Consider the following 21,624-nt stretch of genomic DNA (forward strand, 5'->3'; position numbering starts at 1 on the left):
TGGGGGGCACGGCCGGGTCAGCCCTTGACCGCGCCGTTGGTGAGGCCGGCGACGATGCGCCGCTGGAAGATGAGCACCAGGACGACGACGGGGATGGTGACGATCACCGCCGCCGCGGCGATGGCCCCGGTCGGGTCCTGGAACTGGGAGGCCCCGGAGAACAGGCCGAGGGCCGCGGGGACGGGGCGCGCGCGGCTGGTCGAGGTCAGCGAGATGCCGTACGCGAAGTCGTTCCAGGCGATGAAGAACGCGATGATCGCCGTGGTGAACACGCCGGGTGCGGCGAGCGGGACGATCACCTTGCGGAAGGCCTGCCAGGTCGTCGCGCCGTCGACCTGGGCCGCCTGCTCCATCTCCCACGGGATCTCCCGGAAGAAGGCGGACATCGTCCAGATGGAGATCGGCAGCGTGAGCGACAGGTACGGGATGATCAGGCCGGGCCAGGTGTCGTACAGCCCGATCTGCCGCCACAGGTTGAACAGCGGCGTGACGATCGAGATCACCGGGAAGATGGCCACGGCCAGCGCGGTGCCGAGGATGAGCTTCTTGCCCGGGAAGTCCAGCCGGGCGATCGCGTACGCGGCGAACATCGACAGGACGCACGAGATGAACGTCGCGATCAGGCAGATCCCGAAGCTGTTGCGCAGCGCCGGCAGGAACAGGTCGCTCGCCGTGCCGGTGAGGATCGTCGAGTAGTTCTCCCACGTCCACGTCGACGGCAGGAACTGCTTGTTCGCGAGGTCCGCCGTCGTCTTGAAGGACAGCGAGAGGATCCAGGCGATCGGGAACAGGCAGTAGACGACGATCACGATCCCGCCGATCCACCACCAGGTCTTCTGCTTGGTCGACATCAGCGCTCTCCTCGTGCCTGGGCCAGGTCGACCCGGAACCCCTTGATGAAGCTGAAGGCGATGAGCACCACCGACAGGAACAGCAGCACCGAGACCGCCGAGCCGAGGCCGATCTCCACGCGGGAGATCGTCTGCCGATAGGCGAGGAACGAGACCGACTCGGTGTTGTTCGCCCCCGCGGTCATGATGAAGATGCTGTCGAAGATCCGGAACGCGTCCAGGGTCCGGAACAGCAACGCGACCATGATCGCGGCCTTCATGTTCGGGATGGTCACCTTCCACAGCCGCTGCCAGGCCGTCGCGCCGTCGACCTTGGCCGCCTCCTGGAGCACGTCGGGCACCTGGGCGAGGCCGGCCAGGAGCAGCAGCGAGATGAAGGGGGTCGTCTTCCAGATCTCCGCGATGCAGATCACGAAGAGCGAGGAGGCCTGCCCACCGAACCAGTCGGTGGTCTCGCTGACGCCCGGCAGCCAGGCGAACCAGCTGTTGACGAAGCCGGTGCTGATCCGGAAGGCGAACGCCCAGGCGAAGGCCGACACGACCGTGATCACCGCGTAGGGGATCAGGATGGCGGCCCGGACCACCGGCCGGATCGAGCTCAGTGCCTTGGCCATGACCATGGCCAGCGCGAAGCCGAGCACCAGCTCCACGGCCACCGTGATCACCGTGATGATCACGGTGACGAGGATGGACTGCCACCACACGGCGTCGGTGAGGATCACCCAGTAGTTGCCGAGGCCCTCGAACGACCGGTTCTCGGGGTCGGTCAGCCGGTAGCTGAACAGCGAGTAGTAGACCGCCTGCACGATGGGGTAGGCGGTCACCAGCAGCATGACCAGGAAGGCCGGGCCGGCGAGCAGCCAGCCGAGCTTGCGCTCGGCCCGGGACCGGTCGCTGATCGACCCGCGCGGTGAGGAGACCGGCTGGGTCTTCTCGACCGGCGGCAGGGTTGTCTGCGTCATAGCAGCTGCTCTCCGTTCAGGACGGCTCGGGTGAGTGTCTCCGTCCGCTCACCGGTCTGGTCGTCGACCGAGCCCGGCGGGTGGAACTCGCGCAGGAAGGAACCCAGGACCTCGCTGTAGTAGGCCGTCAGTGGACGGGAGGCCGCCAGCTCCAGGGACTCCCGGATGGTGTCGTACATGGGGTAGGCCTCCTGCACCTCGGGGTCGTCGTAGACCGCGATCGACGACGCCGGGTTGCCGTTGGTCACCATGTACTCGGCCTGGTTCTCGTCCGAGACGATGCAGGTGACCGCCTCGTAGGCGAGATCGGGGTGCGGGCTGAACGCCGACACGGCGATGTCGATCCCGCCGAGGGGCGGCGCGCTCGGCGTGCCCTCGTCGACGGCGGGGTACAGCGCCCAGCCGTAGTCGTCGGGCACCGACTGGTCCAGGGTGCCGGCCTCGACCTTGCTCAGCGCCTGGGCGTAGACGAACGGCCAGTTCACCATGAAGCCGGCGTCCTCGCCCTCGAACTCGCTCGCGTTGGTGTCCTCGTTGGACGTGGTGAAGCCGGGGCCGACCGCGGAGGAGTTGGCGACGGCGGCCATCACCTCGGAGGCGCGGTCCGCCTCGGGGGTGGCGAGGCCGAACTCGATGTCGTCGGGGCCCTCCCCGCTCTCCACGATGTACTGGCCGCCGGCGGACTCCAGCATGGCGTTGAACCACACCATCAGGGACTCCGACCGCCGGCCCTGGGCGCTGAGCAGCTTGTCCTGGCCCTCCGCGGCCTCGATCAGCTGCTCCCAGGTGACCGGCTGGCTCATGTCGAGCCCGGCTGCCTCGGCCACCGACTTGCGGTACCAGAGGAGCTGGGTGTTCGACCAGAAGGGGACCGCGACCAGCTCGTCGTTCCACGTGGCGGAGTCCACGGCACCCTGGAACACGCCCTCGGTGACCTCCTGGGCGACGTCCTCCGGGACGGGGGCGAGGAAGCCCGCCTGGGCGAACTCGGGCGGGAACACCACGTCGATGCTCATGAGGTCGATCGAGGTGTCGTTCGCCGCCAGCCGGCGGATCAGCTGCTCCCGCTGGGCGGGCGAGTCACGGGGGAGCTGGGACACCACGATCTGGTAGGCCCCGTTCGACTCCGCCGAGCACCGCTCCGCGATCGCCGCCTGCCCGCCCGAGTCGGGGTTGATGTACCAGTTGAGGGTCGGCGTGGCGGAGTCCCCGCCGCCGCCGCAGGCGGCCAGCGTGGACGCCACCACGAAGGCGGACGCCGCACCCCCCAGGACACGTCGCGACCGGCCTCGTGGGGTGCGGCCGGGACGACGACGCCCCCCGGACCCCGGACTCCGTCGTTGTGCGAAGGACAAGACCGATCGCCTCCGTTCCGGCGAGCTCGACGATCACCGCGTTTCCGTACCGTGGCCCACCTCACAGACCGGCGCAACCCGGCTGTGTCCGGGGCGTGACCAGCGCCGGGACGTTGCGGTTCAGGGTCGTCGGGCGATCACCGAGGGCGTCGTGAGCTCCTCGGGCGTGGCCGGGAGGACGGTGCGCAGGTACGACTTCGCGGCCGCCGTCGTGCCGACGTCCCGGCCGGCCTGCTCGGAGAGGAACCACCGGTGCTCGAGCACCTCGTGGAAGACCTCGGCCGGCGCCAGGCGGCCGACGAGGTCGGGCGGGATGGCGTCGATCACCGGCTGGTAGACCTCGGCCAGCCACTGCGCCCCCGCCACCGCCTCGGACACCGGCGCGCCGGTCTTCTGCTCCAGGTAGGCGCGGTAGGTGCGCAGGTCGTTGAGCAGCCGCCGCGCCTGGTTCTCCTGAACCTCCAGGCCGGTCAGCCGGAACAGCTCCCGCCGGTGCTGCCCAGGGGCGGAGACGCGCGTCTCGACGCGCAGCCGGGCGCCCTCGTCGGAGGTCACCAGCTCGACCTCGCCGACGTCGAAGCCGAGGTCGTTGAGCCGCTGCAGCCGCTCGGCCACCCGGTAGCGCTGCTCCTCGGCGCGGAAGACCTCCTCGTGGGTGATCTCCTCCCACAGCCGGTCGTAGCGCACCGGCAGGCTGTCGGCGACCTCGATGGGGTCGACGCCCCGGGGCAGCAGCTCGCCGGCCTGGAGGTCGAGGAGCTCGGCGCCCACCCGCTCGCGGGCGAGGTCGAGGTCGTAGTGCCGCTGGCCGCGGGAGAGCTGGGGGTGGCGCTCGGCGGTCTCGGCGTCGACCAGGTGCGCGGCGAGCGCTCCGGCGTCGAGCCGGAAGAGGGTGTTGGACAACGAGCAGTCGCCCCAGAAGATGCCGGCCAGGTGCAGCCGCACGAGCAGCACCACCAGGGTGTCGGTGAGCTGGTCGACCGACTGCCGGGCACTGGGCCGGGAGAACAGGTAGCGGTAGGACATCGAGTACTCGAGGTACCGGGTCACCAGGATGGCGTCCTGGCCGTCGGGGCGGTCCACGCAGATGCCCAGGACCGAGACCGCGGGCAGGCCCTCCTCCTCGAACTCGCCGAGCAGGGCGTACTCGTGCCGGGCGAGCGGCTCGGCGATCTCCTTGAGCGCGAAGACCTTGCCCTGCTCGGCGACGAAGCGCACCACGTGCCGGGAGATGCCGCGCTGCGGGACCTCGAGCAGCAGGCTCGGGTCCCACTCCTCCAGCGGCTGGTGCCAGGGGAGAGCGAGCAGCGCCGCCCCGTCTGTGCCCGGTGGGCGGAACAGGTACCGCACGGCGCGACCTCCGTTGCTGGCCTCGTGCAGCCCACCACCGGCGGTGGGTGGTCCCTGCGTCAGCCTGCCACGGGCGGTCCGCGGTCGCGCGGCGCCGGGTGACGACGCCCGGGCCGGGCGCGGTGTCAGGCGGCGAGCGAGACCGCGGAGCCGGCGCGGTGCGCGGCGCGCGTGGTGGCGCCCACGAGGGCGAGGGCCGGCTCGGCGGCCGCGGGCTCGGCGGCCGCGGGCACGGCGACCTGCTCCGCGGCCGGCTGCTCGGCGGCAGCCGCGTCGGCCGGGACGCCGGCGGCGGGGACGAGCGGGCGGACGCGGCGGTCGGGGCCGCGCAGCTCGGTGCTCACCTCGGCCAGCAGGTCGGCCAGCTCGACGTCGAGCGCGTCGCAGATGGAGGCGAGCAGCTCGGAGGAGGCCTCCTTCTGACCCCGCTCGACCTCCGAGAGGTAGCCCAGGCTCACCCGGGCGGCGCCGGAGACGTCGCGCAGCGTCCGCCGCTGGCGCAGCCGGTGACCGCGCAGGGTCTGCCCGAGCTGGGTCCGCAGCAGCGTCATGGCCGTCTCCTGTCTGGCAGGGGGGAAGCGGCGGCACCGGCCGGTGCCGTGCGCCCACGGTACGCGGCGGGCCCGACCGTCACCGCGCCGGCAGGGCCGCGTCCGCTCATGGCGTAACACCGAGGTGGACCCGGACGTTCCGCCCGCCGAGGACCCGGCGCGGCCCGCAGCGGGTCCTCCCTCAGGCGGCGTCGGGGGCGTCCGTGCGCCGGCCGGCGGCGCGCCGTTCGGCGGCCGCGCGCGCGGCGCGGGCACTGGTCCGCCGCAGGGTGAGGGCGCGGTAGACGTAGTCGACGCCGGTGACGACGGTGAGGACCAGCGCGGCGGCCATGACCCACCAGCGGGCGCTGGCCAGCAGGCCCTCCAGCGGCAGGGTGTAGAGGCCGATGGCCAGCGCCTGGACGACGGTCTTGGCCTTGCCGCCGCGGCTGGCGGCGATGACCCCGTGCCGGATCACCCAGAACCGCAGCAGGGTGACACCGACCTCGCGCACGAGGATCGCCAGGGTCACCCACCAGGGCAGCAGCCCGAGCACCGACAGGCCCACGAGCGCGGTGCCGGTCAGCGCCTTGTCGGCGATGGGGTCGGCGAGCTTGCCGAACTCGGTGACCTGCCCGGTGCGCCGCGCGATGAGCCCGTCGTAGCGGTCGGTGATGATCGCCAGGGCGAAGACCACCGTGGCCCACACCCGCCGGTCGTCGTCCATCCCGCCGTCGGACAGCAGCAGGACGGCGAACACCGGGACGACGGCCAGCCGCAGCACGGTCAGCGCGTTGGGCAGGTTGACCAGCCGGGCCGTCTGCGGCGGGGTGGCCGCCGGGTCGGGCGCCACGGCGCTCAGCGGGTCCTCACCGGCCGGCCGGGACCGGCGCGAGCGCGGTGGCCACCAGGTCGACGCCCTCGGTGCCCACCACCTCGGCGGTCACCAGCTGCCCGGGGCGGGCCCCGTCGGGGACGCCGGTGACCGTGGTCGTGCCGTCGGCGTCGGGGTCCTGGTGGGCGGCGTGCCCGGCCCACACGCCCGGCCCCTCCTCCGCGGAGAGGTCCTCGGTGAGCAGCACCTCCGCGCGGGTGCCGACCCGCTCCTCGGCGCGCTGCGCGGTCAGCTCCTCGACGAGGTCGGTGACGCGGCGGACGCGCGCGTCGATCTCCGCCCGGTCGAGCTTGCCGGGCAGGCCGACCGCCTCGGTGCCCTCCTCGTCGGAGTAGCCGAACACCCCGACGGCGTCGAGCCGGGCCCCGGTGAGGAAGCGCTCGAGCTCGGCGACGTCGTCCTCGGTCTCGCCGGGGAAGCCGAGGATGACGTTGGTGCGGAAGCCGGCCTCCGGGGCCAGCGAGCGGGCCCGCTCGACGAGGGCGAGGAAGTCGTCGGTGCCGCCGAAGCGGCGCATGCGGCGCAGCAGCCCGGGCGAGGAGTGCTGGAAGGACAGGTCGAAGTAGGGGGCGACGCCCTCGGTGGTGGCGATGACCTCCAGCAGGCCGGGCCGCAGCTCGGCCGGCTGCAGGTAGGCGACCCGCACCCGGGCGATGCCCTCGACCGCGGCCAGCTGCGGCAGCAGCCGCTCCAGCGAGCGCAGGTCGCCGAGGTCCTTGCCGTAGGAGGTGGAGTTCTCGCTGACCAGCACCAGCTCGGTGACGCCCTGCCCGGCCAGCCAGCGCGCCTCGCCGAGCACCTCGGCCGGCGGCCGGGACACGAACGAGCCGCGGAAGGTGGGGATGGCGCAGAAGGCGCAGCGGCGGTCGCAGCCCGAGGCCAGCTTGAGCGCGGCGGTGGGCCCGGAGGCCATCCGACGGCGCTGCACCCAGCCGTGGCCGGGGATGGCCGGTGCCTGCGCCGCCGTGACGGCGGCGGTGCGGGCCACCGGGCTGATCGGCAGCAGCGTGCGCCGGTCGCGCGGGGTGTGCGGCACCAACGGGCGGCCGGAGAGGACGTCGTCGAGCCGGTCGCCGATGGCGCCGTAGTCGTCGAAGCCGAGGACGGTGGCCTCGGGCAGCGCGCCGGCGAGCTCGGAGCCGTAGCGCTCGGCCATGCAGCCGACGGCGACGACCTCGGCGCCGGAGTCGGTGGCGGCCAGGATGGCGTCGACCGAGTCCTTCTTGGCCGACTCGATGAACCCGCAGGTGTTGACCAGGACGGCGTCGGCGCCCTCGGCGTCGTCGACGAGCTCGTAGCCGCCGGCGGCCAGGCGGCCGGCCAGCTCCTCGGAGTCGACCTCGTTGCGGGCGCACCCGAGGGTCACCACCGCCACGGTCCGGGCAGGGCTGGGCGGAGCTGTCACCAGCCCATCGTAGTCGACGGACCCCCGCGCCCCCCCGCTCCTCGCAGGTCCGCGACGGGACCCTGCACGGGGGTCCTGCTACTCGGCCGCGGGGAGCGTCCCGCCGCGCAACGTGAACAGCACCGACTCCAGCTCGTCGGGCTTGACCAGCACGTCGCGGGCCTTGGAGCCCTCCGAGGGACCCACCACGCCGCGGGTCTCCATGAGGTCCATGAGCCGGCCGGCCTTGGCGAAGCCCACCCGCAGCTTGCGCTGCAGCATCGACGTCGACCCGAACTGGCTGGTGACGACGAGCTCCACGGCCTGGCACAGCAGGTCGAGGTCCCCGCCGATGTCCTCGTCGATCTCCTTCTGCGCCTCACCGGCGGCGGCCGCGCTGAAGACCTCCTCGCGGTACTCCGGCTCCGCCTGCCGCTTGGTGAACTCGACGACCGCCTCGATCTCGGCGTCGGACACGTACGCGCCCTGCAGCCGCTGCGGCTTGCCGGCCCCGATGGGCATGAACAGCGCGTCACCCATGCCGATGAGCTTCTCCGCGCCGGGCTGGTCGAGGATGACCCGGCTGTCGGTCAGGCTGGAGGTGGAGAACGCCAGCCGGGAGGGCACGTTGGCCTTGATCAGGCCGGTGACGACGTCCACCGAGGGCCGCTGGGTGGCCAGCACCAGGTGGATGCCGGCGGCGCGCGCCTTCTGGGTGATCCGGACGATCGACTCCTCGACGTCGCGCGGGGCGACCATCATGAGGTCGGCGAGCTCGTCGACGATCGCCAGGATGTAGGGGTAGGGCCGGTAGACCCGCTCGCTGCCGGGCGGGGCCACGATCTCCCCGCGCTCGACCTTGCGGTTGAAGTCGTCGATGTGCCGGACGCCGGTGGCCCGCATGTCCTGGTAGCGCTGCTCCATCTCCTCGACCAGCCAGGCCAGCGCGGTCGCGGCCTTCTTCGGGTCGGTGATGATCGGCGTGATGAGGTGCGGGATGCCGTCGTAGGGCGTCAGCTCGACCATCTTCGGGTCGACCAGGATCATCCGCAGCTGCTCGGGCGTGGAGCGCAGCAGCAGCGAGGTCAGCAGCGAGTTGATGCACGAGGACTTGCCGGCGCCGGTGGCACCGGCCACCAGCAGGTGCGGCATCTTCGCCAGGTTGGCGGTGACGAAGCCGCCCTCGATGTCCTTGCCGAGGCCGACCACCATGGGGTGCGGGTCCTGCTTGGCGGTCTGCGACCGCATGACGTCGCCGAGGCTGACCGTCTCGCGGTCGGCGTTGGGCACCTCGATGCCCACCGCCGACTTGCCGGGGATCGGCGCGAGGATGCGGATGTTGTCGTTCGCGACGGCGTAGGCCAGGTTGCGGGTCAGCGCGGTGATCTTCTCGACCTTCACCGCCGGCCCGAGCTCCACCTCGTAGCGGGTCACCGTCGGACCGCGCGTGTAGCCGGTGACGTCGGCGTCGATGTTGAACTGCTCGAGGACCCCGCGGATGGCCTCGACGACGGCGTTGTTGGCCTGCGACTCCTTGCGCGGCGGCGTGCCCGGGCGCAGCAGCGACACCGACGGCAGCGTGTACTCGCCCTCCACCGGCTCGATGCGCAGCTGCTCGGGCTCGGTGACCGGCGCCAGGTCCTCCGGCGGCGCGGTGCGGTCGACGACCGGTGCCCGGCGCTGCGGCGGGGCCGGCACCGGGTCGGGCGCCGGCTCGACCCGGACGGCGTCGCGGACGTCGACGGCCGGGACGTGGTCGACGGGGCCGGTGCTGGTGAGGTCGGGGGCGTCCTCGGAGAGGGCCTCGGACAGCGCGGCGCGCTTGGAGCGGCGCGGCCGGACGGGCTCCTCCCCGACCTCCTCGTCCTCGTCGTAGTGGTCGGCGTCGTCCCAGTCCTCGTCGGTGCGGCCGGTGGTCCGCTCGACGAAGGCGCGCAGCCGCTCGGGCACCTGGTGCAGCGGCGTGGCGGTGAGCACGAGGACGGCGAAGACGGCGAGCAGGGCCAGCAGGAGGACCGCGACGACGGGGCCCAGGCCCGCGGTCAGCGGGGTGCCGACCGCCCAGCCGACCAGGCCGCCGGTGCCCGGCCGGCCCTCCAGCGGGGCACCGGCGTCCCCGACCACCGAGGCGGTGCCGAGCACCGACACGACCGCGCACAGCCAGCCGATGGCCAGCCGCCCGCGCTCCTCCGGGCGGGGACCGCGCCGCAGCAGCCGCAGGGCGGCCAGGAACAGGACGGCCGGCAGCACGACCAGCAGCGCGCCGACGACCCAGCGCACGCCGTCGGCGAGGCCGGCACCGACCGGGCCGATGCCGTCGAACCAGGCGGCCGCGCCGAGGACGACGGCCAGGCCGAGCACGGCCAGGCCCGCGCCGTCGCGCCGGTGCTCGGGGGCCAGCGGCTCGGCCTCCTCCGGGCGGGCGACCGAGCGGGCCAGGCCGCCGGCGCCCCGGGCGAGCAGCGACCAGGCACCGGCGGTGGCCCGCCAGACGGCGGCGGCCGCGCCCGGCCCCTGCTGGGCGGGCTTGCGGGCGGGTGGCTTGCGGTTGCCGTTGCGGGCGGGCGGGCGCGCGGCCGGCCGCTTGCCCGCGGCGCTCGACCCGGACCGGCCCTTGGGGGCCGACCCGGCCGGGCGGCGCGAGGGCGTGGTACGGGCAGGCATGCGTCGACGGTAGCCGCCGGGCCGCCGCCGCCCGGGCAGGCGCGCACGTCGTGTCCCCCGTCTACGGTCGGGTCCGTGCCGACTCCCCCGCCCCTGCCGTACGGCAGCTGGCCCACCCCGGTGACCTCGGCACTCGTCGTGCGCGCCGCCGCCCGGCTCGGCGAGGTCCTGGTCGACGGCGACGACGTCTGGTGGTCGGAGTCACGGCCGGCCGAGGGCGGCCGCTCGGCCCTGCTGCGCCGGTCGGCCGACGGCACGGTCACCGACGTGCTCCCTCCCCCGTGGGACGCCCGCACCCGCGTGCACGAGTACGGCGGCGGCGCGTGGACCGTGGCCGGGGGCGTGCTGTGGTTCGCCTCCTCCGGCGACCAGCGGCTGTACCGGCTGGCCCCCGGGGAGGTCGCGCCGGTCGCCCTCACGCCCGAGCCGGAGATCCCCTCCGGGGTCCGGTACGCCGACCTCACGCCCACCGGCGACGGCGGCCTGCTCGCCGTCCGGGAGACACACACCGCGTCGGGCGCCGCGGCCGACGTGGTGGACGAGGTGGTGCGCATCGGCCCCGACGGCCGCGAGACGGTGCTGGTGAGCGGCCCGGACTTCGTCTCCGACCCGCGGCCGGGCCCGGACGGGCAGCTGGCCTGGCTGCAGTGGGATCACCCGGACATGCCCTGGGACGCCGCCCGCCTGGTAGTCCGGGCAGCCGACGGGGGCGAGACGCGAGTCGCGGGTGGGCCGGGCGAGTCGGTGGTGCAGCCGACCTGGGACGCCGACGGCTCGCTGCTGCTGTTCTGCGACCGCACCGACGTCTGGGCGCTGTGGCGGTGGCGGCCGGGCGGCGACCTCGAGCCGGTGCTCGACACCGGCGTCGACCTGGCCCGGCCGCAGTGGCGCTTCGGCGCCAGCCGCGCCGTCCCGCTGCCCGGCGGCCGGGTCGCGCTCGCCGTCCCCCGGGACGGCGCCGACCGGCTGGCCGTCCTCTCCCCCGGCGGCGACCTGCGGGAGCTGGACCTGCCCTCCACCTCGCTCACCCAGTTGCGCGCGCAGGGCGGCGCGGTGGTGTGCGCGGCGGGCGGACCGGTGAGCGAGCCGGTGGTGCTGCGGGTGGACGCCGACGCCGGGGACGTCGAGGTGCTGCGCCCGGCGCGCGACCTCGGCCTGGACCCGGCCTGGCTGTCCCGGCCGGTCGAGGTGACCTTCCCGACCGAGGACCGCGGCACCGGGGTGGCCGAGGCGCACGCCGCGGTCTACCCGCCGACCAACCCGGAGGTGCGCGGCCCCGACGGGGAGCTGCCGCCGCTGCTGGTGATGGTGCACGGCGGCCCGACGTCGGCCCACGACCGGACGCTGGACCTGGAGGTCCAGTACTTCACCTCCCGCGGGTTCTGCGTGGCGCACGTGGACCACCGCGGCTCCACCGGCCACGGCCGCCGCTACCGGGAGGCGCTCAGGGGGCGGTGGGGGGTGGTCGACCTCGACGACGTCGTCGCCTGCGCCCGCCACCTGGCCGGCACCGGCCGCGTGGACCCGGCTCGCGCCGCCATCCGGGGTGGCTCGGCCGGCGGGTTCACGACGCTGGCCGCGCTGGTGCTGCGGCCGGGGACCTTCACCGCCGGCGCCAGCCACTTCGGGGTGGCCGACCTCGCCGCGCTGGCCGCCGACACCCACAAGTTCGAGTCCCGCTACCTCGACGGGCTGGTGGCACCCTGGCCGGAGGGCGCCGACGTCTACGCCGAGCGCTCGCCGATCACCCACGTGCACGCGCTCGACACCCCGCTGGCGGTGTTCCAGGGCGCCGAGGACCGCGTCGTCCCGCCGAAGCAGGCGGAGGCGCTGGTGGCGGCGCTGCGGGAGAAGGGCGTGCCGCACGCCTACCTGCTGTTCGAGGGCGAGCAGCACGGCTTCCGGCGAGCGGAGAACATCCGCGCCGCCCTGGACGGCGAGCTGTCGTTCTACGCGCAGGTGTGGGGCTTCGCGCTGCCCGAGGCGGAGGGCATCGAGCCGGTCGACGTGGTGCGCTGAACCGGCCGGGCCCGGCAGCCGTACGCCCCCTCCGACGGGACCGGGGACCGGGAGGGCGCGGATGGGACGGCACGCACGGACGCCCGCGGCGCCGCTGGACGTGCAGGCGGCCTACGCCGCGCACGGCCCGGAGCTCTACCGCTTCGCGCTGCGCCAGCTCGGCGACGGCGGGGCCGCGCAGGACGTCGTCCAGGAGGTGTTCCTGCGCGCCTGGCGGGCGTCGGGCTCCTACGATCCGCAGCTGGCCAGCCTGCGCACCTGGCTGTTCGCCATCGCGCGCAACGTCGTCGTCGACGAGGCGCGGCGCTTCGCCGTCCGCCCGTGGCAGCGGCAGCTGACCGACGTCGCCGAGTCCGACGCCCCGGCGGTCGAGGCCGACGACGCGCGGCTGGTCGACGCCTGGGTGGTCGAGGAGGCGCTGCGCCGGATCAGCGAGGAGCACCGGACGGCGATCGTGCAGACCCACCTGCGCGGCCGGCCGTACGCCGAGGTGGCCGCCGACCTGGGCGTGCCGGTCGGGACGGTGCGCAGCCGGGTGTTCTACGGGCTCAAGGCGCTGCGCCTGGCCCTGGACGAGATGGGGGTCGAGCCGTGAGGGACGAGCACCGGGAGCTGCGGGAGCTGCTGGGCGCCCTCGCCCTGGGGCACCTGGAGCCGGCCGAGGCCGCGCGCGTGCGCGCCCACCTCGACGGCTGCGCCGACTGCCGGGCCGAGCTGGCCGAGCTCGCGCCGCTGGCCGCGCGGCTGGCCGCCGTCGACCCCGACGCGCTGGACCGCACGCCGACGCCCCCGCCGGGCCTGGGTGCCGCCGTGCTCGCCCGGATCGCGGCGGAGGAGCGCCGGGTGGTGCCCCCGCGACGGGCCGCCGTGCGCCGCCGGGTCGCCCTGGGGGCGGCCGCCGCCGGGATCGCGGCGGCCGGCGCCGTGACCGGCTGGCTGGCCCGCCCGGTGCCCGCCCCGCCGCCGCTGGAGCCGGTGACCGTGCAGGCCGTGGCGCCCGACGTGGAGGCGAGCGCCGACCTGGTGCCGCACACCTGGGGCGTGGAGGTGAAGCTGTCGGGCAGCGGGTTCGCCGCCGGGGAGGTCTACCGGGTCGCGGTGACCACCGAGGACGGCGTCGAGGTGCCGGCCGGGGAGTTCCTGGGCGTGGGGCCGCAGCCGCTGGACTGCAACCTCAACTCCTCGGTGCTGCGGGCCGACGCGGTCGGCTTCGAGGTGGTCGACGCCGACGGGGACGTGGTGGTCCGCTCGGACTTCTGACGCGGGCTCCCGACACGGACCGCTCGCACGACAGGGGGGCGCCGCCCCGTGGTCGGCGCCCCCCTGCGCGAGCGGGTCAGGCCTCGCCGGGGACCCGCTGCCCGTCGAGGGTGAAGCCGCGGCCCGCGCCGTCCTGGAACACGTCCGGGCCGACCGGGGCGGTGTTGCCGGAGACCTCCGTGCGGGTGACCGTCATGGTCCCGGGCTCGGAGTTCCACAGCCCGCCGCCCTCGTTGGCGGCGCTGTTGCCGGTGACCGTGCCGCGGTCGACTCGCACGGTGCCGGCGCCGGTGAGGTGCAGGCCGCCGCCGTTGCCCGGGTTCGCGCCGGTGTGGTTGCCGGTGAGCGTGGTGCGCTCCAGCGTCGTCGTCCCGGTGTCGGCCTCGATGCCGCCGCCGGCGCGCACGGCGCGGTTGCCGTCGACCACGGTGCGGGTGACGGTCAGCGTCCCGCTGTCGTTGAGCAGCCCGCCACCGGAGCCCGCCGCGCCGTCGGCGACGTTGTCGCGGACCTCGCTGCGCTCCACGGTGAGGCGTCCGCCGTCGTTGAACAGCCCGCCGCCGCCGTTGTCGGCCGCCGGGCCGCGGGCGGTGTTGCCGCTGACCGTGCTGCCGCTGACCGTCATCGTGCCGGTGGCCGAGTTCCACAGACCGCCGCCCTCCGCTGCGGCGGTGTTGCCGACCACGTGGCTGCGGTCGACGTGCACGGTGCCGGTGCCGGTCAGGTGCAGGCCGCCGCCGTTGCCGGGGGTCGGGCCGGTGGCGTTGTGCGACAGCGTGGAGCGGGTGACCGTCGTCGTCGAGCCGGCGATCGCCTCGATGCCGCCGCCGGCGCGGACGGCGGAGTTGCCGGTGACCGTGCTGCGCTCGACGGCGAGCGTGCCGGCGTTGAGGATCCCGCCACCCGAGGCGCCGCCGGTGGCGCTCGGCTGGCCGGGGGCCACGCCGCCGGTCACGGTGACCTGCCGCAGGGTCAGCGAGGCACCCGGGCGGACGTCGAACACCCGGTCGAGGCGCGCGGCGTCGACCGTGGCACCGCGGCCCTCGACCACCAGGTGCCCGGTGACGTCGAGGTCACCGGCCGCGGCGGTGTCGTCGCTGCCGGCCAGCGCCAGCCGGTAGGTGCGCGGGGACAGCACGACGGTGCCCGAGCCGGCCGCGTTGGCCGCCTGCACGGCCGCGCGCAGGGAGCCGGCGCCGCCGTCGGCCGTGGTGGTGACGGTGCTGCCGCCCGAGCCGCCCGAGCCGCCGCCGGCCGCGGCCGGGGTCGCGGCGAGCAGGAGCAGGGCGAACGCCGAGGCGCCGGCGACGGTGCCGGCGCGCAGGGTCGTGGATCGCATGCGGGGGTCCCCTCGTGAGGTGGACGGCGCCCGCCTGCCGGGCGCCGTGCACGAGGGGGTACGGGAGCGGCGCTCCCCGCGTTCAGCCCCTGCCTAGACCTCGAGGACCGTCGGGATGATCATCGGCCGGCGGCGGTGGGTGTCGCTGACCCACTTGCCGACCGTCCGGCGGATGACCTGGGAGAGCCGGTGGGCCTCGGTCTGCCCGTCGGACAGCTCCCGCTTGAGGTTGTCCTCGACCAGCCGCAGCACCTCGTCGAAGGCCGTCGGGTCGTCGGAGAAGCCGCGGGTCGACAGGTGCACCGGCCGCACGATCGTCCCGGTGGAGGGCTCGATGACGACGGTGAGCGCCACGAAGCCCTCGTCGCCGAGGATCCGCCGCTCCTGCAGCGACTCCTCGCCGACGTCGCCCACGTTGAGGCCGTCCACGTAGACGTTGCCCACCGGCACCGAGCCGGTGATCGAGGCCTTGCCGTCGACGAGGTCGACCACCACGCCGTCCTCGGCGAGCAGCACCCGGTCGGCGGCCATGCCGGTCTGCTCGGCCAGCGCGGCGTGCGCGCGCAGGTGCCGCCACTCGCCGTGCACGGGCATGAGGTAGCGGGGCTTGGCGACGTTGAGCAGCGTGCGCAGCTCGCCGGCCGGGGCGTGCCCGGAGACGTGCACCATCGCCGTCTCCTTGTGCACGACGGTGGCGCCGAGCCGCGCCAGGCCGTTGATGACCTTGTAGACGGCGGTCTCGTTGCCGGGCACCAGCGAGGAGGCCAGCACGATCGTGTCGCCGGCCTCGATCGTGACCTGGTGGTGCTCGCCGCGCGCCATGCGGCCCAGCGCCGACAGCGGCTCGCCCTGCGACCCGGTGCTGACCAGCACCACCTGTTCGGGCGGCATCGACGTCGCCTCGTCCAGGCTGACCATCAGGCCCGGCGCCACCCGCAGCAGCCCGTGGTCGCGGGCCACGCCCATGTTGCGGACCATCGAGCGGCCGACGAGGGCGACCTTGCGGCCGTGGGTCTCCGCGGCGTCGAGCACCTGCTGGATGCGGTGCACGTGGCTGGCGAAGCTGGAGACGATCAGCCGCTGGGTGGCGCGGCGGAAGACGTCCTCGAGCACCGGCCCGATCGCCCGCTCCGGGACGACGAAGCCGGGCACCTCGGCGTTGGTGGAGTCGGCCAGCAGCAGGTCGATGCCCTCGAGGCCGAGCCGGGCGAAGGCGCCGAGGTCGGTGAGGACGCCGTCCAGGGGCAGCTGGTCCATCTTGAAGTCGCCGGTGTGCACCAGCACGCCCGCGGGCGTGTGCACGGCGACGGCGAGCGCGTCGGGGATCGAGTGGTTGACCGCGATGAACTCGCAGTGGAACGGCCCGGCCAGGTGGTCGTCGCCGGCGGCCACCTCGACCAGCACCGGGTCGAGCCGGTGCTCGCGCAGCTTCGCCGCGACGAGGGCCAGCGTGAACCGCGAGCCCACCAGCGGGATGTCCCCGCGCAGCCGCAGCAGGTAGGGGATGGCGCCGATGTGGTCCTCGTGCCCGTGGGTGAGGACGACGGCGGCGACGTCGTCGAGGCGGTGCTCGATGACCCCGAAGTCCGGGAGGATCAGGTCGACGCCGGGCTGCTCGGCCTCGGGGAAGAGCACGCCGCAGTCGATGACCAGCAGCTTGCCCTCGAACTCCAGGACGGCCATGTTGCGGCCGATCTCGCCCAGGCCGCCGAGCGCCATGACGCGCAGCCCGCCGGCCGGCAGCGGCGGCGGCGTCTTGAGGTCGAGGTGCGGCTGGTTGGCCTGTCCGGCCGAGCTGACGGTCACCGGGTGTGGACCTCTCCGAGGTGGACCCCACCGGCGGTGAGGTCGGTGCGCAGCTGCTCCAGCTGCTCGGGCGTGGCGTCGACCAGCGGCGGGCGCACGGGGCCGCCGGGCAGACCCAGCTCGCGCAGCGCCGCCTTGACCGTGATGACGCCCTGGGTGCGGAAGACGCCGGTGTAGACCGGCAGCAGGCTCTCGTTGACCTCGCGCGCCTTGGCCAGGTCACCGGCCTCGACCGCGGCGATCAGCTCGGCCAGCCGGGGACCGACCAGGTGGCCGACCACGCTCACCACCCCGACCGCGCCCAGCGCCAGCATCGGCAGGTTGACCATGTCCTCGCCGCAGTAGTAGGCCAGGTCGGTGCGGGCCAGCGTCCAGGCCATCGCGCCGAGGTCGGACTTGGCGTCCTTGACCGCGACGATGCGCGGGTGCTCCGCGAGGCGGACCAGCGTCTCCACCTCGATCGGCACGACCGAGCGCGGCGGGATGTCGTAGAGCATCACCGGCAGGTCGGTGGCGTCGGCGACCGCGGTGAAGTGGCGCAGCAGCCCGGCCTGCGGCGGCTTGTTGTAGTACGGGGTGACGACGAGCAGACCGTCGGCCCCGAGCCGCTCGGCGCGGCGGGCGTTGTCGGTGCTGTGCGCCGTGTCGTTCGTGCCGACACCGGCGACCACGGTGGCGCGGTCGCCGACGGCGTCGATGACGGCCTCGAGGACGGCGTGCTGCTCGCCGTCGGCCAGGGTGGGGGCCTCGCCGGTGGTGCCGAGCACCACCAGGCCGTCGTGGGCCTGCCGGTCCACCAGGTGCGCGGCCAGCTCCTGGGCCCCCGCCAGGTCGATCGAGCCGTCCTCGGCGAACGGGGTCACCATCGCCGTCAGCACTCGCCCGAAGGGCCGGGCGGGGTCGGTGGTCATGGGGTCGAATCTACCGACCGGCCGCGGCGGTGCCCGGCCCGGCAGCGGGTGCGCGCACGTACTCGGAGACCGCGTAGGCCAGCCCGCTGGTCGACGTCGCCCAGCCGCGCCCCGGCGTGCGGACGGCGCGGTGCCAGCCGTGGTCGAGGGCGGGCGCGCGGGTGTCGCCGTCGACGGCCAGGTCGACGTCGGTGACCACCAGCCGGTCGGCGTGCGGCAGGAACGCGGCGTAGACGGCGGCGCCGCCGATCACCCAGCAGTCGCCGGCGCCGGCCAGCACCTCCGCGACCGACCCGGCGCGCTCGGCGCCCGCGGCCGTCCAGTGCGGGTCGGTGGTGAGCACGACGTTGCGCCGCCCGGGCAGGGGCCGGGCGCGCGGGGGCAGCGACTCCCAGGTGCGCCGGCCCATGACCACGGTGCCGCCGGTGGTCAGCTGCCGGAACAGCCGTAGGTCCTCGGGCAGGTGCCAGGGCAGCCGGCCGCCGGCACCGATGACCCGGTCGTGCGCCTGCGCCCAGATGAGCTGGACCGGCACCGGTCAGACCGCGACGGCGGCGCGGATGGCCGGGTGCGGGTCGTACCCGTGCAGGGTGAAGTCCTCGAAGGCGTGGTCGAACAGCGACGGCGCCGGGGCGATCTCCAGCGTCGGGAAGGGCCGCACCTCGCGGGAGAGCTGCTCGCGGACCTGCTCGACGTGGTTGCTGTACACGTGGCAGTCGCCGCCGACCCAGATGAACTCCCCCGGCTCGAGGCCGACCTGGGCGGCGACCATGCGGGTGAGCAGCGCGTAGCCGGCGATGTTGAACGGGACGCCGAGGAACATGTCGGCGCTGCGCTGGTAGAGCTGGCAGGACAGCCGCCCGTCGTGCACGGCGAACTGGAACAGCGCGTGGCAGGGCGCCAGCGCCATGTCGGGCAGCGCGGCGACGTTCCAGGCCGAGACGACCATGCGCCGCGAGTCGGGGTCCGTGCGCAGCGTGTCGAGCACGCCCTGGACCTGGTCGACGGTGCCGCCGTCCGGGGTGGGCCACGAGCGCCACTGGACGCCGTAGACCGGCCCGAGGTCGCCGTCCGCGTCGGCCCACTCGTCCCAGATGGTGACGCCGTGCTCCTTCAGCCAGCGGGTGTTGCCCTCGCCGCGCAGGAACCACAGCAGCTCGACGGCGACCGACCGGAAGTGCACCTTCTTGGTGGTGACCAGCGGGAAGCGCTCGGACAGGTCGTAGCGCAGCCGCTCGCCGAACAGGCTGACGGTCCCGGTGCCGGTGCGGTCGGACTTCGGCGTCCCCGTCTCGAGGACGCGGCGCAGGAGGTCCTCGTACTGCGTGTCGACTCCTCCGGTGCTCGTCACGGGCGCCGAGCCTAGGCGACGCCGGACGCGGCGGCCGTCAGCGTGCGGGTGAGGTCGGTCGCCAGGTCGCCCCGCTCGGCGACGGCGACGTCGTCGAGTTCCAGCCAGCCGGCCATCAGCCGCAGCTCGGCCGCGAGCTCCGCGGCGACCTCGGCCCGGTCGACGCCGGCCTCGGCGTGGGTGGCCTGTGCGCGCAGGACGCCGGCCTGCCGGTCGGCCTTGAGGTCGACGCGGGCGACGAGCCGGTCGCCGAGCAGGAAGGGCAGCACGTAGTAGCCGTGCACCCGCTGCGCTGCCGGGGTGTAGATCTCCAGCCGGTAGCGGAAGCCGAAGATGCGCTCCACGCGCGGCCGCTCCCACACGAGCGGGTCGAACGGCGAGAGCAGCGCGCGGGCGCGGACCCACCGCGGCCGGCGCGCCGCCGGGTCGAGCCAGGCCGGCGCCCCCCACCCGTCGACCTCGACCGGCAGCAGCTCCCCGGCGTCGGCGAGCTCGGCTATCGCCTGGCGGGCCGGCGCCGGGCGGAGGCGGAAGTAGTCGCGCAGGTCCCGCTCGGTGGCCACGCCGAGCGCGCGGGCGGCGGTGCGCACCAGCTCGCGGACGGCGTCGGCGGGGTCCGGCGTCGGGATCCGCAGGACGGCGGGCGGCAACACCCGCTCGGTGAGGTCGTAGACCCGCTCGAAGGACGTCGTCCGGGCCCGGGCGGTGAGCACGCCGGTGTAGAACAGCCACTCGAGCGCCACCTTGCCCGCGTGCCAGTTCCACATCGAGCCGGGCCGGTCGGGCCGGGGCTCGGCGAGGTCGCTGGCCTTGAGCGGGCCGGCCCCGCGCACCCGGTCGAGCACCTCGGCGACGTAGCCGGGCCGCTCCCGCTGGATGCGCACCATCGAGCCCCAGGCGTGCTCCTCCGCGGCGGCCATGCGCCAGCGCAGGTGCGGGTGCAGGCGCACGGGCAGGTAGCTGGCCTCGTGCGCCCAATACTCGAAGACGTCGGACCGGCGGGCGGTGAAGTCGTCCATGGCCGCCCGCGGGTAGGCGCCCAGCCGACTGAACGCGGGCAGGTAGTGGGAGCGGGAGAGCACGTTGACCGAGTCGATCTGGACGACCGACATCCGGTCGGTCACCCTCCGCAGCTGTCGGGCGCCGGGGACGACGGCCGGCCGCGGGTCGGCGAGCCCCTGGGCGGCCAGCGCGGTCCGCCGGGCGAGCGCTGCCGGCAGCCGGTCGACGGCGGGAGGGGTCACGCGCTGATCCTGCCGTGGCCCGCCGACGGTCTCGCGTCGGCGGCGGACCGACCTACGCTGCGTGCGTGGAGTCCCTGCCCTTCCCGCGTCTGACCGGCACCGCGGAGGTGTCCGTGCGCCCCGCGGTGCCCGCCGACGCAGCCGCCATCGCGCGGGTGCAGGGCGAGACCTGGCGGACGGCGTTCCGGGCGCTGCTGCCGGCCGCGGTGCTCGACGGCTGGGACGCCACGGCCGCCGAGGCCGCGTGGACGGCCGCGGTGACCGCTCCCCCGACGCCGGGGCACGGCGTGCTGGTCGCCGTCGACGACGGGCGCGTCGTGGGCTTCGCCGCGCACGGCCCCGCCGAGCTGGACGACGGCGAGCAGCCGCACCCGGCCGGGCCGACGACGGACCTGGCCGTGCTGCTCGTGGAGCCGCGGTGGGGACGCCGCGGGCACGGCAGCCGGCTGCTGGCCGCGGTCGCCGACCTGGCGCGCAGGACGGGTGCGCGCCGCCTGCAGGCGTGGGTCGCCGAGGGCGACGCGGTGACCGCCGGGTTCCTCGAGTCGGCCGGGTGGGCGCGCGAGGGGTGGGTCCGCACGCTGGACGCCGCCGGCACGCCGGTGCGGGAGGTCCGCTGGCACACCCTGCTGGAGGAGGACGCATGACGTTCACCGGCTTCCCCGACGAGGGCCTCGTCTTCTACGAGGGCCTGGAGGCGGACAACTCCAAGACCTACTGGACGCACTCCCGGTCGGTGTACGAGGACTGCGTCCGCGCGCCGATGCAGGCGCTGGTGGACGAGCTGGCGGGCGAGTTCGGCCCGGCGAAGCTGTTCCGTCCCTACCGGGACGTGCGCTTCAGCCACGACAAGACGCCGTACAAGACGCACCAGGGCGCGGTGGCTCATCAGGAGGGCCGGGGTGCCGGCGCCTGGTACGTGCAGGTCTCCGCCGAGGGGCTGCGGGTCGCCGGTGGCGCGTGGCGGCTGGAGTCCGACCAGGTCGAGCGCTACCGCCGGGCCGTGGCCGACGACGTCCAGGGGCCGCGGCTGCGCACCGAGGTCGACCGGCTGGCCGGTGCGGGCTGGACCGTGGACGGGGACCGCCTGACGCGGGTGCCGAAGGGCTACGACGTCGACGACGCCCGCGCGGACCTGCTCCGGCACCGCTCGCTGCACGCGGGCCGGCTCTTCCCCTTCGCGGAGTGGCTGCACACCCGGGAGGCACTGGAGCACGTGCGCTCGGCCTGGCGGGAGCTCACCGACCTCAACGCCTGGCTCGCCGACAACGTGGGCGCCACGACCAAGGAGGTCCGTCGCCGCTGAGCGGCTGTCGGCTCCCTGAACAGCACGGCCGGGACGACGGATACCGGACACGCGGAAGGGCCCCCACCGGGTGGTGGGGGCCCTTCCGGGAATGGTTGTCCGGCGGTGTCCTACTCTCCCACCCCGTCTCCAGGGCAGTACCATCGGCGCTGAGAGGCTTAGCTTCCGGGTTCGGAATGGGACCGGGCGTTTCCCTCTCGCCATGACCGCCGTAACACTGTGAACATGTCAACCCGGTCGGGGTTGGGTGCGTTCAGAACCGCACAGTGGACGCGAGCTGTCGATTGTTTGATGGCTTGACGGTGTGTGGTCAAGCCCTCGGCCTGTTAGTACCGGTCAGCTCCACACCTCGCGGTGCTTCCACTTCCGGCCTATCAACCCGCTGGTCTGGGCGGGG

General features: G+C 74.6%; 19 protein-coding genes and 2 rRNA genes. 5 read left to right on the top strand and 16 right to left on the bottom strand.

The annotated features are described in order from the left end of the window. Positions 1-17: 17 nt before the first annotated feature. The 8 genes from LY71_RS12475 to LY71_RS12510 all read right to left on the bottom strand — a co-directional run bounded on the left by LY71_RS12475 (position 18) and on the right by LY71_RS12510 (position 9,991). A complete protein-coding gene (locus tag LY71_RS12475) occupies positions 18-851 on the bottom strand; it encodes a carbohydrate ABC transporter permease (RefSeq protein WP_106277902.1) in 834 nt (277 codons plus the stop codon). Continuing rightward, on the bottom strand, positions 851-1,813 hold the full coding sequence (locus LY71_RS12480; protein ID WP_106277904.1) for a carbohydrate ABC transporter permease: 963 nt from the start codon (positions 1,811-1,813) through the stop codon (positions 851-853). Before LY71_RS12480 ends, LY71_RS12475 begins: the two co-directional genes overlap by 1 nt. Continuing rightward, the gene (locus tag LY71_RS12485) at positions 1,810-3,057 is read right to left on the bottom strand and encodes an extracellular solute-binding protein (RefSeq protein ID WP_245887860.1); all 1,248 of its coding nucleotides are present in this window, start codon (positions 3,055-3,057) and stop codon (positions 1,810-1,812) included. The genes LY71_RS12480 and LY71_RS12485 overlap by 4 nt, the downstream gene beginning before the upstream one ends. 231 nt (positions 3,058-3,288) lie before the next feature. Further along, entirely contained in the window at positions 3,289-4,518 is a 1,230-nt protein-coding gene (locus tag LY71_RS12490; protein ID WP_106277906.1) for a DUF4032 domain-containing protein, read from the bottom strand. A 125-nt stretch (positions 4,519-4,643) separates the two neighbouring features. Next, a complete protein-coding gene (locus tag LY71_RS12495; RefSeq protein ID WP_106277908.1) occupies positions 4,644-5,069 on the bottom strand; it encodes a helix-turn-helix domain-containing protein in 426 nt (141 codons plus the stop codon). A 181-nt stretch (positions 5,070-5,250) separates the two neighbouring features. Continuing rightward, the gene (gene pgsA / locus LY71_RS12500) at positions 5,251-5,901 is read right to left on the bottom strand and encodes a CDP-diacylglycerol--glycerol-3-phosphate 3-phosphatidyltransferase (RefSeq protein ID WP_245887861.1); all 651 of its coding nucleotides are present in this window, start codon (positions 5,899-5,901) and stop codon (positions 5,251-5,253) included. A gap of 16 nt (positions 5,902-5,917) precedes the next feature. Next, positions 5,918-7,348, bottom strand: a complete 1,431-nt coding sequence (rimO, locus tag LY71_RS12505) for a 30S ribosomal protein S12 methylthiotransferase RimO (RefSeq protein ID WP_106277912.1) — start codon at positions 7,346-7,348, stop codon at positions 5,918-5,920. A gap of 78 nt (positions 7,349-7,426) precedes the next feature. Beyond that, positions 7,427-9,991, bottom strand: a complete 2,565-nt coding sequence (locus tag LY71_RS12510) for a DNA translocase FtsK (protein WP_106277914.1) — start codon at positions 9,989-9,991, stop codon at positions 7,427-7,429. 75 nt (positions 9,992-10,066) lie between these two features. Between LY71_RS12510 and LY71_RS12515 the strand changes: the two genes are divergently transcribed. The 3 genes from LY71_RS12515 to LY71_RS12525 all read left to right on the top strand — a co-directional run bounded on the left by LY71_RS12515 (position 10,067) and on the right by LY71_RS12525 (position 13,270). After that, on the top strand, positions 10,067-12,010 hold the full coding sequence (locus LY71_RS12515) for a S9 family peptidase (protein WP_106277916.1): 1,944 nt from the start codon (positions 10,067-10,069) through the stop codon (positions 12,008-12,010). Positions 12,011-12,071: 61 nt separating this feature from the next. Next, a complete protein-coding gene (locus LY71_RS12520; protein WP_106277918.1) occupies positions 12,072-12,605 on the top strand; it encodes a sigma-70 family RNA polymerase sigma factor in 534 nt (177 codons plus the stop codon). Continuing rightward, positions 12,602-13,270, top strand: a complete 669-nt coding sequence (locus tag LY71_RS12525) for a zf-HC2 domain-containing protein (RefSeq protein ID WP_106277920.1) — start codon at positions 12,602-12,604, stop codon at positions 13,268-13,270. Before LY71_RS12520 ends, LY71_RS12525 begins: the two co-directional genes overlap by 4 nt. 76 nt (positions 13,271-13,346) lie before the next feature. Here the strand turns inward: LY71_RS12525 and LY71_RS12530 are convergent, their stop codons facing one another. From LY71_RS12530 to LY71_RS12555, 6 genes are all read right to left on the bottom strand, one after another. Continuing rightward, on the bottom strand, positions 13,347-14,609 hold the full coding sequence (locus LY71_RS12530; protein ID WP_106277922.1) for a right-handed parallel beta-helix repeat-containing protein: 1,263 nt from the start codon (positions 14,607-14,609) through the stop codon (positions 13,347-13,349). A gap of 93 nt (positions 14,610-14,702) precedes the next feature. Next, the gene (locus tag LY71_RS12535; protein ID WP_106277924.1) at positions 14,703-16,415 is read right to left on the bottom strand and encodes a ribonuclease J; all 1,713 of its coding nucleotides are present in this window, start codon (positions 16,413-16,415) and stop codon (positions 14,703-14,705) included. Beyond that, complete coding sequence (gene dapA, locus LY71_RS12540) at positions 16,412-17,326, bottom strand: 4-hydroxy-tetrahydrodipicolinate synthase (protein WP_106277926.1); 915 nt, start codon at positions 17,324-17,326, stop codon at positions 16,412-16,414. The genes LY71_RS12535 and dapA overlap by 4 nt, the downstream gene beginning before the upstream one ends. Positions 17,327-17,336: 10 nt before the next feature. Next, positions 17,337-17,861: a dihydrofolate reductase gene (locus LY71_RS12545; RefSeq protein ID WP_106277928.1), complete on the bottom strand. Its 525-nt coding sequence runs from the start codon at positions 17,859-17,861 to the stop codon at positions 17,337-17,339. 3 nt (positions 17,862-17,864) lie between these two features. Further along, a complete protein-coding gene (locus LY71_RS12550; protein ID WP_106277930.1) occupies positions 17,865-18,677 on the bottom strand; it encodes a thymidylate synthase in 813 nt (270 codons plus the stop codon). Between the two features lie 11 nt (positions 18,678-18,688). Continuing rightward, positions 18,689-19,921, bottom strand: a complete 1,233-nt coding sequence (locus tag LY71_RS12555; protein ID WP_106277932.1) for a winged helix-turn-helix domain-containing protein — start codon at positions 19,919-19,921, stop codon at positions 18,689-18,691. 65 nt (positions 19,922-19,986) lie between these two features. Here LY71_RS12555 and LY71_RS12560 point away from each other — a divergent pair, with 65 nt between their 5' ends. Both LY71_RS12560 and LY71_RS12565 read left to right on the top strand, forming a co-directional pair. Beyond that, a complete protein-coding gene (locus tag LY71_RS12560) occupies positions 19,987-20,568 on the top strand; it encodes a GNAT family N-acetyltransferase (RefSeq protein ID WP_106277934.1) in 582 nt (193 codons plus the stop codon). Further along, entirely contained in the window at positions 20,565-21,227 is a 663-nt protein-coding gene (locus tag LY71_RS12565; RefSeq protein ID WP_106277936.1) for a DUF2461 domain-containing protein, read from the top strand. The genes LY71_RS12560 and LY71_RS12565 overlap by 4 nt, the downstream gene beginning before the upstream one ends. A gap of 97 nt (positions 21,228-21,324) precedes the next feature. Here the strand turns inward: LY71_RS12565 and rrf are convergent. Together rrf and LY71_RS12575 are read right to left on the bottom strand one after the other, a co-directional pair. Further along, a 5S ribosomal RNA gene (gene rrf, locus LY71_RS12570) occupies positions 21,325-21,441 on the bottom strand. A 92-nt stretch (positions 21,442-21,533) separates the two neighbouring features. Then, a 23S ribosomal RNA gene (locus LY71_RS12575) occupies positions 21,534-21,624 on the bottom strand; the annotation flags it as partial.

The organism is Geodermatophilus tzadiensis, from assembly GCF_003002915.1.
Lineage (GTDB): Bacteria > Actinomycetota > Actinomycetes > Mycobacteriales > Geodermatophilaceae > Geodermatophilus > Geodermatophilus tzadiensis.

Bases quoted from the DNA above. Each gene is read 5' to 3' on its own strand.
- LY71_RS12475 (WP_106277902.1), bottom strand. From the start codon at position 851: ATGTCGACCAAGCAGAAGACCTGGTGGTGGATCGGCGGGATCGTGATC.
- LY71_RS12480 (WP_106277904.1), bottom strand. From the start codon at position 1,813: ATGACGCAGACAACCCTGCCGCCGGTCGAGAAGACCCAGCCGGTCTCC.
- LY71_RS12495 (WP_106277908.1), bottom strand. From the start codon at position 5,069: ATGACGCTGCTGCGGACCCAGCTCGGGCAGACCCTGCGCGGTCACCGG.
- LY71_RS12510 (WP_106277914.1), bottom strand. From the start codon at position 9,991: ATGCCTGCCCGTACCACGCCCTCGCGCCGCCCGGCCGGGTCGGCCCCC.
- LY71_RS12520 (WP_106277918.1), top strand. From the start codon at position 12,072: ATGGGACGGCACGCACGGACGCCCGCGGCGCCGCTGGACGTGCAGGCG.
- LY71_RS12530 (WP_106277922.1), bottom strand. From the start codon at position 14,609: ATGCGATCCACGACCCTGCGCGCCGGCACCGTCGCCGGCGCCTCGGCG.
- dapA (WP_106277926.1), bottom strand. From the start codon at position 17,326: ATGACCACCGACCCCGCCCGGCCCTTCGGGCGAGTGCTGACGGCGATG.
- LY71_RS12565 (WP_106277936.1), top strand. From the start codon at position 20,565: ATGACGTTCACCGGCTTCCCCGACGAGGGCCTCGTCTTCTACGAGGGC.